The sequence below is a fragment of the Acidimicrobiales bacterium genome (assembly GCA_036399815.1).
Lineage (GTDB): Bacteria > Actinomycetota > Acidimicrobiia > Acidimicrobiales > DASWMK01 > DASWMK01.
In genome coordinates this window covers 17,703-27,819 of record DASWMK010000071.1, presented here as the reverse complement: position 1 = coordinate 27,819, position 10,117 = coordinate 17,703, and the positions used below count along the sequence as shown (strand labels likewise).

Annotated in this window: 9 protein-coding genes and 1 tRNA gene; 9 read left to right on the top strand and 1 reads right to left on the bottom strand. The window is 74.1% G+C overall.

What is annotated here, in order from left to right:
• The first annotated feature begins 1,446 nt into the window (after positions 1-1,446).
• The 5 genes from VGB14_05435 to VGB14_05415 all read left to right on the top strand — a co-directional run bounded on the left by VGB14_05435 (position 1,447) and on the right by VGB14_05415 (position 5,549).
• Positions 1,447-2,667 (top strand): MFS transporter, encoded by a 1,221-nt coding sequence (locus VGB14_05435; protein HEX9992351.1) that lies wholly within the window; start codon positions 1,447-1,449, stop codon positions 2,665-2,667.
• A 21-nt stretch (positions 2,668-2,688) separates the two neighbouring features.
• Positions 2,689-2,766, top strand: a tRNA-Pro gene (locus tag VGB14_05430).
• Between the two features lie 73 nt (positions 2,767-2,839).
• Positions 2,840-3,187: a winged helix-turn-helix transcriptional regulator gene (locus VGB14_05425; GenBank protein ID HEX9992350.1), complete on the top strand. Its 348-nt coding sequence runs from the start codon at positions 2,840-2,842 to the stop codon at positions 3,185-3,187.
• Between the two features lie 54 nt (positions 3,188-3,241).
• Positions 3,242-3,988 carry an SOS response-associated peptidase gene (locus tag VGB14_05420; protein HEX9992349.1) on the top strand — a complete coding sequence of 249 codons (747 nt, stop codon included), beginning with the start codon at positions 3,242-3,244 and terminating at the stop codon, positions 3,986-3,988.
• 40 nt (positions 3,989-4,028) lie between these two features.
• A complete protein-coding gene (locus VGB14_05415) occupies positions 4,029-5,549 on the top strand; it encodes a DUF2079 domain-containing protein (protein HEX9992348.1) in 1,521 nt (506 codons plus the stop codon).
• Here the strand turns inward: VGB14_05415 and VGB14_05410 are convergent.
• Entirely contained in the window at positions 5,546-5,968 is a 423-nt protein-coding gene (locus tag VGB14_05410; GenBank protein ID HEX9992347.1) for an HIT family protein, read from the bottom strand. The genes VGB14_05415 and VGB14_05410 overlap by 4 nt on opposite strands.
• 41 nt (positions 5,969-6,009) lie before the next feature.
• Here VGB14_05410 and VGB14_05405 point away from each other — a divergent pair, with 41 nt between their 5' ends.
• The 4 genes from VGB14_05405 (at position 6,010) to VGB14_05390 (ending at position 10,114) form a co-directional block, all read left to right on the top strand.
• Positions 6,010-6,645 (top strand): CDP-alcohol phosphatidyltransferase family protein, encoded by a 636-nt coding sequence (locus VGB14_05405; protein HEX9992346.1) that lies wholly within the window; start codon positions 6,010-6,012, stop codon positions 6,643-6,645.
• Between the two features lie 17 nt (positions 6,646-6,662).
• Complete coding sequence (locus VGB14_05400; GenBank protein HEX9992345.1) at positions 6,663-9,149, top strand: sugar phosphate nucleotidyltransferase; 2,487 nt, start codon at positions 6,663-6,665, stop codon at positions 9,147-9,149.
• Between the two features lie 78 nt (positions 9,150-9,227).
• The gene (gcvH, locus tag VGB14_05395; protein ID HEX9992344.1) at positions 9,228-9,608 is read left to right on the top strand and encodes a glycine cleavage system protein GcvH; all 381 of its coding nucleotides are present in this window, start codon (positions 9,228-9,230) and stop codon (positions 9,606-9,608) included.
• Positions 9,609-9,616: 8 nt separating this feature from the next.
• Positions 9,617-10,114, top strand: a complete 498-nt coding sequence (locus VGB14_05390) for an FHA domain-containing protein (GenBank protein ID HEX9992343.1) — start codon at positions 9,617-9,619, stop codon at positions 10,112-10,114.
• Positions 10,115-10,117 lie beyond the last annotated feature (3 nt).

Here is a 10,117-nt window from a genome sequence, read left to right as displayed (position 1 = left end):
CGGCGCCGGCGCCGGCGCCGGCGGGTGACCCGCTGGGTGTCCTGCGTTCCCCGCCGAGATCGCACTGCCGACCTCGCTCGCCGTGGCCGGCCGGCGGCGTTCCCGACGGCGAGCGCCGTGGCTGGCTGGCGGCTCCCGAGGGCGACCGTCGCCGGCCGGGTGGCCCCGCCGGCCTGCCCCGCCGTCCCGGCCGGTCGGCCTGCTGGCGGCCGACGGGCGGCGCTCTCCGGGGCGCCTGCCGCCATCGCCCGCCGCCGGCGGCGCCGACGATGTGACCGCGCCTCGTCCACGGGGTCGCGCCGACTGCGGTGGGCTTCGTCGGGCGGCGCCGACCTGACGGCCCGTCGCGCCCGCCGTGGCGCCGGGCGGGCCAACGGGGGCTCGTGCCGGCCGGGGACGGTCCGGCCGGCGTGAGGCGGGGGAGCGGTGGGCAGACCGTTGGAGAGCCCTCCGGCCGGCGCTCTCGACGCCGAGGCCAGGGCACGTCGCGCGTCCAGACGTCGACGGGCCGAACCCCGACAATGGTTGCATAGCAAGCGCAGATTTCCTCCGAGTCCGGATCATCGCGTGGTTCGTGCACACGGCTTTGAAACGTGCAAAGATCAATACCGGCGGTAACGCTGCCGATATCGTTGTATGACCACGGCGGGACGCACGCTCAAGGAGGGCGCTACGTTGAGCGTTTCTTGCACCACAGCGCGTGGTGTCGGGACACCTCAAGCCTCACGTCGTCGCGCCCGTCACGCTGTGCGTTCAGCGACCCTGGCAAACGGGTCAACTCGCTACAGGAGGGCGGACCACCATGCGTGGCAATCACTGGTATTGAGGGGAATGCTGCCCTCGGGCGGACGTTACACGGAACCAACGGGCGACCCCAATCGGGACCCAATGAACGGCGGGGGAGGCGGCGTGCGCGGCAACCACTGGTACTGATTCACCCATTCCCTGTTGACCACCGACGGTGGTCATTGGCAATTGGATCACCACTCTTGGCGAAGGAGGGCGGCGAAGTGCGCGGTAACCATTGGTACTGATTTCGACCCCGCTGGACGACTCGACCGGACGAGACCGAGGAGCACCCGCGATGCGCGGCAACCACTGGTACTGATCCCCCCACCCACCCCCCAGGCGACCGACACCCCGAACGGCGGAAGGAGCGACCGAGATGCGCGGCAACCACTGGTACTGATTCCCTGATCTTGGAGGCGGCCCGGGTGCGCTCGCGCTCAGGTGCCGCCTGGTACCTGTCGATTTCGTACGAGGGCGGCCGTCCGCGAGGATGGGCCAGCCCCAGAGGAAAGGGCGCCGACATGCGTGGAAACCACTGGTACTGATCCCGAGACGGGCTCCGGCGGGCTCGTCGGTGGCCGTCCGGCCGGCGCGGGCACCATGGCGGGGAACCACCGGCCACGGTGGTGGGGCCGTGCGTGAACGGCAAGGAGAGGCGTGCTCCGACGATTTCGTGAACTGTCCGGCCCGCTGGCGACGCGGGACTTCCGCCTGGCCTGGTTCGCCCAGCTCGCGAGTGAGCTCGGGGACTGGGCGGCGCGGTTGGCGCTCGCCGTCGTCGTCCTCGAGCGCACCGACTCGGCGCTGCTCAGCGGGCTGGTCACGACCCTCTCGGTCCTGCCGTGGGTCGGCATCGGCCAGGTGCTCGCGACCCTCGGCGACCGCTTCCCCCGGCGCACGGTGCTCATCGTCGCCGACCTCGTGCGCGCCGCCGTGTTCGCGGTCATGGTGGTGCCGCTCCCGGTCCCCGTCCTCCTCATCCTGACCTTCGTCGCGGGCCTCGCCACGCCGCCGTTCCAGGCGGCACGGTCCGCGCTCCTCCCCGAGATCCTCCCCGAGGACCGCTACGGCGACGGCCTCGCCCTCGCGCAGGTCACCGGCAACACCGCCGTCCTCCTCGGCTACCTCTCCGGTGGCGGCCTCGTCGCCATCGTCGGCGGCACCTCCGCCCTCCTCCTCAACGCCGGCACCTTCCTCGTGTCGGCCGCCGCGCTGGCGGCGATGCGGGGCGGCCGCACCCCCCGCTCGGCCAGCAAGGTCGGCGTCCAGCTGCGGGCGGCCTACGAGACGCTGCGCAGCGACGTCCTCGTGTTCCGGGCCGCCGTGATGGTCGCGCTCACCTCCCTCGGGGCCATCGCCGCCGAGGCGCTCGTCGTCGCCTACGTCGACGCCGAGGCCGGTGGCCGGGCGTCGGTGGCCGGCGTGCTCGCGGCCACGGTCCCGCTCGGCACGATCGCCGGGGCCGCCCTCGTGCCCCGCAAGGGCGACCACGGCCGCCTCGTCAAGGTGTCGGCCATCCTCGGCCTCGGCGGGTCCGTCATCGCCGCCCTGGGCTTCCTCGCCCGCCCCGGCATGCCCGCCGCCATCGTCCCGTACCTCGCCACCGGGCTCGTGTTCGCGGTGATCGTCCCGGCCAACGTCGTCGTCGGCGCCCGGGTGCCGAGCGAGCTGCGGGCCTCGGTGTTCGGCTACCTCCAGGGCTCGCTCATGGCCTGCACGGCCATCGGGGCGGCCGGCGGTGGGACCGTCGCCGAGCTGATCGGCGTCGGCCCGGCGTGCGCGCTCGCGCTCGTCCCCGGGATGCTCTACGCCCTGCTCGTGCTCGTCCGCGCCCCGGTGGCGGTGCCGGCCGAGCCGGCGCCCGCCCCGTCCGCGTGAGCCACTAGCCTGGACGGGCCACGGGCTGTGGCGCAGCTTGGTTAGCGCGTCGGTCTGGGGGACCGAAGGCCCCGGGTTCGAATCCCGGCAGCCCGACCAACGAGCGCGCGGGTCGCGCCCGCCCCCGGCGGGGAGCGGCTCTCCCGGGCGGCGAGCCGGTACCGTTCGCCCCATGCGCCGGCGCGAAGAGGGCCGTTCCGACGGCGGGTGGACGTTCGTCACCAACCACTTCGTCGTCCTGTTCTGCCTGGCCGAGGACCCGGGGCTGCGCATGGCCGACGTGGCCGAGCGGGTCGGCATCACCGAGCGGGCCGTGCAGGGGATCGTCGCCGACCTGGTCGAGGCCGGCTACCTGACCAAGACCCGGGTGGGCCGGCGCAACCACTACGAGATCCGCAAGGGCATGCCCATGCGCCACCTCGAGATCCAGCACCGCCAGCTCGGCGAGGTGCTGCGGGTGCTCGGGGGCGACGGGGCCGACGCCGGGCCCGAGCCCGACGGGGCGACGAAGGGCGCCTGACCGCCACGACCGGGCGGGCCGGCCGGGGTGCGCCGGGCCGGTAGCGTCGGCGCCATGTGCGGCCGGTTCCTGGCCTCGGCGAGCGCGGACGACCTGGCCCGCTGGCTCGGCGCCGACGACGGCCCGGACGAGCCGGTGCCGCCGAGCTGGAACGTGGCGCCCACCGACGACGTGCACGTCGGGGTGGTCGACGGCGCCGGCCGGCGGGTGGTCGACGTCCGCCGCTGGGGCCTGGTCCCGCCGTGGGCCGACGACCCGAGGGTCGGCAGCCGGATGATCAACGCGAGGGCCGAGCGGATCGTCGACGCCCCCGCCTACCGGGCGGCGTTCGCCCGCCGGCGCTGCATCGTCCCGGCCGACGGCTTCTACGAGTGGCGCCGCCAGCCCGGCCGCCGGCCGGCGCCGTACTGCATCACCCGCCGGGACGGCGACCGGCTGGCCATGGCCGGCGTGTGGGAGGCCTGGTACGGGCCGCGCGAGGGCGACCGGGGCGACGGGCGGCCGACGCCGCTCCTCACCGTCGCCGTCGTCACGACGGCCGCCAGCGACGACGTCGCCCCCCTCCACGACCGCATGCCGGTGCTGCTGCCCCGGCGGGCGTGGGACGACTGGCTCGACCCCGACGTCCGCGGCGGGCCGGCGCTCGACGCCCTCGTCGCCCTCCTCCGGCCCGCCCCTGCCGGCCTGCTCGCCGTCCGCCCGGTGGGCCCGGCGGTCAACGACGTCCGCAACCAGGGGCCCCACCTCCTCGACCCGCCGCCCGAGCCCGTCCCCGTCGCCGAGCAGGGCCGCCTGCTGTGAGCGCCGGGGAGCAGGGCGGGGCCCCCGGCTAGCGGCGCCGGTGGCGACGCGGCGCGAGCGCGCCCGGCAGCGGTACGCCCCCCGGCGGCGCTACGAGGCGTGGCTGCGGCGGGTGCAGGCCCGCATCGACGGGGAGTGGGCCGACCGGGTGGTGCCCTGGGCCGCCGCCGGGGTCCTGTTCGTCGTCCTCGGCGCGCTCGCCCTGGCCCACGCCGGCGAGCTGACCGGCGGCCAGGTCGGGGCCTACGCCCAGGCGGCCTGGCTGGTCGCCCACGGGCACGAGCCGTTCGTGACGGTGCGGGGGGTGCACCTGCTGGCCGAGCACGCGCCGTTCGGCTTCTACCCGGTCGCGGTCGTCGCCGGCTTCCTGCCCGCCGTGCCGACCCTGCTGCTCGTGCAGTCGGCCGCCCTGGCCGTCGCCGTCGTCCCCCTCTGGCAGCTGTGCCGGCGGGTGATGCACCTGCGGGCCGGGGCCAGCAGCGCCCTGGTCGCCGCCTGGGCGCTCCACCCCGCCGTGCACAACATGAACCTGGCCGGCTTCCACCCCGAGACGCTGGCCGTGCCGGCGATGGTCGCGGCCGCCGCCGCCGCCCTCGCCCGCCGGTGGTGGGTGTTCGCGGGGGCGGCCGCCGTCGCCGTCCTCCTCCACGCCGAGCTCGGGCTGGTCGTGGCGGCCGCCGGGGCCGTCTGGGCGGTGCGGGGCCGCCGGGCCGTCGGGATCGCCGCCGTCGTGGCCGGCCTGGCCTGGGTGGCCTTCGCCACCCTGGTGGTGGGGCCGTCGGTGTCGGGCGGGGAGGTGGTCGCCACCCGGTACCTCGGGTCCTACGGCGACGGGGCCGGCGAGGTCGTGCGGACGATGCTCGCCAACCCGGGCACGGTCGCCACCGACCTGTTCACCCAGCGCAACCTCGACGTGGTCGTCGGCCTGCTGGCCCCGCTGCTGTTCCTCCCGCTGCTCGCACCCCGCGTGCTGCTCGCCGTCGTCCCGCTCCAGGCCCTCTACCTCGTCTCCTCCCAGGAGTCGGCCCACGGCATCGGCGACCACCACGTCGCCGCCGCCACCGCGGTCGTGTTCGTGGCCGCCGCCGCCGGCCTCGGCCGGGCCGGGCGCAAGGGCGTGGTGATCGTGACCGTCGAGCGGTCCCTGCTCACCGTGCTGCTCGCCGCGTCCGGGTTCGCCTTCCTCCAGTCGGCCGCCTCGTCGCCGTCGCACGAGCCCTGGGAGTGGGGGAGGGACACGCCGGTGGAGCGGGCCCGCCAGCACGCGGCGTCGATGGTGCCCGACGATGCCCCGGTGAGCGCCTCCCTGCGGGTGCTCCCCCCGCTCGCCGAGCGGCGCCAGGTGTTCACCTTCCCCGCCCCCTACGTCGAGGACGCCGCGGGCGACCCCGAGTCCGAGGCCGAGCGCCGGGCCGCCGTGCGCTGGGTGGTGGTCGACACGACCGACCGCCCCACGTGGAGCGACACGGCCGAGGAGGTCTACGGCGACCTGGCCGGCCTCGGCTTCGTGCAGGTCGACCAGGAGGCCGGCGTCGAGGTGTGGACCAGGGAGGGCGACTAGCCGGCCACCTCGGAGCGGCCGAGGTCGCGGAGCGCCGACCGGACCCGCTCGGCGGCGTCGTCCAGGTCGGCCGGGTCGGGGCTCGGGTCGGCGTTGGCGAAGTCGAGGTCGCCCATGTCCCGGATGGGCACCACGTGCAGGTGGGTGTGGGGCACCTCGAGCCCGGCGATCACGAGGCCGACGCGCTCGGGCCGGAAGGCGGCCCGGAGCGCCCGCCCGACCACCCGGGACACGCCCATGAGGTGGCGGGCCAGGTCGTCGTCGAGGTCGAGCCAGTGGTCGACCTCCTCGACGGGCACGACCAGCGTGTGCCCGGGCCGGAGGGGGTTGATCGACAGGAACGCCACGCACCGGTCGTCGCGCCACACGAAGCGGCCCGGCAGCTCGCCCTGGATGATGCGGGTGAAGACCGTCGTCACGGCGGCACCCTAGCCAACGCCCCGCCCTAGTCTTCCGGGCCATGACGGCCACCCCGGCGCCGGCCGGCGACGACCGCCCGCTGGTCGAGCGGGCCCGCGAGGGCCGCGTGCTCACCGTGCCCAACGTGCTGTCGGTGGTGCGCCTGTGCTCGATCCCGGTGTACCTGTGGCTGCTGTTCGGGCGGGACAACCGGGCGGCCGCCGCCGTCCTCCTCGCCGCCCTCGGCTCGACGGACTGGATCGACGGCTACGTCGCCCGCCACTTCGACCAGGTCACCACGCTCGGGAAGATCCTCGACCCGACCGCCGACCGGCTCCTCTTCTTCGTGGGGGTCGGCGGGATGCTGGTCGACGGCTCCGTGCCCGTCTGGGTGGCCGTGCTCACCCTCGTGCGCGAGGGCCTGGTCGGCGCGGCCGTCGTCGGCCTGGCCATGGCCGGCGCCCGGCGCATCGACGTCACCTGGTTCGGCAAGGCCGGCACGTTCCTGCTGATGGTCGCCTACCCGCTGTTCCTCGCCGGCGAGAGCACCCTGTCCTGGCGGGACACGGCCCACGTGCTGGCCTGGGTGGCCGCCGTGCCCGGGCTCGCCCTCAGCTACTGGTCCGCCGTCCTGTACGTGCCGCTCGCACGGAAGGCGCTGCGGGAGGGGCGGGCCGAAGCTGCTCCGGGCGCCTAGTGGGTACCCTCCCCGCCATGAAGGCCGTGATCATGGCGGGGGGCGAGGGCACCCGGCTCCGGCCGCTCACCTCGAACGCGCCGAAGCCGATGATGCCGCTCGTCAACCGGCCGATGATGGAGCACGTCGTCCGGCTGCTGAAGCGGCACGGCTTCGAGGACATCGTCGTCACCGTGGCGTTCATGGCCGACGCCATCCGCAACTACTTCGGCGACGGCTCCGAGTACGGCGTGAAGATGTCCTACGCCGTCGAGGACCAGCCCCTCGGCACCGCCGGCTCGGTCCGCAACGCCATGGACCGGCTGACCGAGCGCTTCGTCGTCATCAGCGGCGACGTGCTGACCGACGTCGACCTGACCGGGATCGTCCAGTTCCACGAGGAGCGGGGAGGGCTCGGCACGATCGGCCTGATCAGGGTCGAGAACCCCCTCGAGTTCGGCATCGTCATCACGAGGGAGGACGGCTCCATCGAGCGCTTCCTCGAGAAGCCGACCTGGGGCCAGGTGTTCAGCGACACCATCAACACCGGCATCTTCGTGCTGGAGCCGGAGATCTTCGACTTCATCGCCGCCGACCAGTCGGTGGACTTCTCGGGCGAGGTGTTCCCCGCCGTCCTCGACGCCGGCAAGCCCCTCTACGGCGCCGTCGCCAGCGGCTACTGGGAGGACGTCGGCACCCTCGACGCCTACGTCCGGGCCCACAAGGACATCCTGGACGGGAAGGTGCAGGTCGACGTGCCGGGCTTCGAGCTGCGGCACGGCGTGTGGCTGGGGGAGGGCGCCGAGCTGCACCCGGAGGCGGCGGTCGAGGGCCCGGCGGTCATCGGCGACAACTGCCGCATCGAGGCCGGCACCCGGCTCGGCGAGTACACGGTCCTCGGGGCCAACGTCCGCCTCCGCTCGGGCTCGGACCTCGAGCGCACGGTCGTGCACGACAACGCCTACCTCGGCGGCCACGTCCGGCTCCGGGGGACGGTCGTCGGCCGGGCCTGCGACCTCCGCAAGGGGGTGCGCACCGAGGAGGGCGTGGTCCTCGGCGACGAGTGCTTCGTCGGCGAGAACGCCGTGCTCGGCTCCGACGTCAAGGTGTACCCCTTCAAGACGGTCGAGGCCGGCGCCGTCGTCAACTCGTCGATCGTGTGGGAGTCGAGGGGGGCGAGGAGCCTGTTCGGCCGGTCGAGCGTGACCGGGCTGGCCAACGTCGACGTCACCCCCGAGCTGGCCACCCGGGTCGCCATGGCCTGGGGGACCACCCTGAAGAAGGACGTCACGGTCGTCGCCAGCCGGGACTCCAGCCGCTCGGCCCGGATGCTCAAGCGGGCGATGATGAGCGGCCTCAACGCCACCGGGATCCACGTCCTCGACCTCGAGGTGGCGTCGGTGCCGGTCACCCGGTTCGTCACCCGCCAGCCCACCCCGCGGGGCGGGTTCACCGTCCGGCTGGTGCCCGACGACCCCCAGTCGGTGGCCGTGCGCTTCTTCGACGCGCAGGGCGCGGACATCTCCGAGACCGACCAGCGCAAGATCGAGCGGCTGCTCGGCCGGGAGGACTTCCGGCGGGTGTTCCCGGGGGAGATCGGCGACATCCAGTTCCCGCCCCGGGCCCTCGAGCACTACACGGTCGCCCTGGAGGCGACCGTCGACGTCGAGGTCATCCGCCAGGCGAAGTTCAAGGTCGTCGTGGACTACGCCTACGGCTCGGCGTCGTTCGTCATGCCGAACGTGCTGGCCAAGCTGGGCGCCGACGTGCTCGCCGTGAACCCCTACGCCTCCACGGCCGGCGCCATGACCTTCGAGCGCAGGACCCACGCCGAGCACGTGGCCAGCCTGGTGCGGGCGTCCGGCTCCGACGTCGGCGCCGTGATCGACCCCCACGGCGAGGCCCTCACGCTGATCGACGACGAGGGCCACGTGCTCTCCGACGACGAGGCCCTGCTGGCCATGATCAGCCTGGTGGCCGACCACATGGTCGGCGACCAGGTCGCCCTGCCGGTGACCGTCACCCAGGAGGCCGAGCGCATCGCCGCCGACCACGGCGTGAGCGTGCGCTGGACGAAGCTGTCGGCCGCCGCCCTGATGGAGGCGGCCGCCGACCCGAACGTCGGCTTCGCCGGCAACCGCAGCGGCGAGTTCATCATCCCCGGGTTCCTGCCGGCCTTCGACGCGGCCGCCAACCTGGTCAAGGTGCTCGAGCTCCTGGCGAGGACCGGGCAGAAGCTGTCCAAGGTGGTCGGCGGGCTGCCGAGGACCCACCTCGCCCACGAGACGGTCGTGACGCCGTGGGAGCAGAAGGGCACGGTCATGCGCAACCTCGTCGAGCGGGCCGCCGACCGCCAGCTCGTCCTCGTCGACGGGGTCAAGGTCTGCCACGACGGCGGGTGGGCGCTCGCCCTGCCCGACCCGGAGGAGCCCATCACCCACGTGTGGGCCGAGGGCGGCAGCGACCGCGACGCCCGCAACCTGGCCCAGGAGTACGCCAGGCGCATCCGCCAGATGCTGCGCTGACCGGCCCGCTCGCACCCGAACCCTCAGCCTCAGGTTGACCCCTCCGTCGGGCGGGCGCCGTGGAGTAGCGTTCGGCGCATGAACATCCCCGAGGACCTCCGCTACTCGGCGGACCACGAGTGGGTGCGCCTCGAGGGCAACCGGGCCAGGATCGGGATCACCGAGTACGCGCAGGACGCGCTCGGCGACGTGGTGTTCGTGCAGGTGCCCGACGTGGGCGCCGAGCTCACCGTGGGCGCGACGGTGAGCGAGGTCGAGAGCACCAAGTCGGTCTCCGACGTCTACGCACCGGTGGCCGGCACCGTCGTCGAGGTCAACGCCGACCTCGCCGACGCGCCCCAGCGGGTGAACGAGGACCCGTACGGCGAGGGGTGGATCTGCGTGATCGAGCTGACCGACGCGTCGCAGTACTCCGAGCTGCTCGACGCCCAGGCCTACCGGGCGCTGATCGAGGGTTGAGCGGTCCCGTGGCGGACCTGTTCTGCAACCAGTGCGGCCACCGCAACCCGGCCGGGTCGAACTTCTGCTCCTCGTGCGGCGCCCCGCTCGAACGGGGTGACGAGCGCACGATCACGTTCCACCCCGACGCCCCGCCGGAGGCGCCGGACGAGGACGTCAGCGTCACCCTCGACGACCTGCCGCCGGGCACGGGGCTCCTCGTGGTGAAGCGGGGCCCGAACGCCGGCTCCCGGTTCGCGCTGACGGCCGACGTCACGACGGCCGGGCGCCACCCGGACAGCGACATCTTCCTCGACGACATCACGGTGTCCCGTCGCCACGCCGAGATCGCCAAGGCGTCCGGGGGCTACGTGGTGCGCGACGTGGGGTCGCTGAACGGCACCTACCTGAACCGCGAGCGGATCGACGAGGCACCGCTCCAGAACGGCGACGAGGTCCAGGTGGGCAAGTTCAAGCTGGTGTTCTTCTCGTCCGGCTCCGGGTCGGGCGTCGGCGGCGAGGCGTGAGCC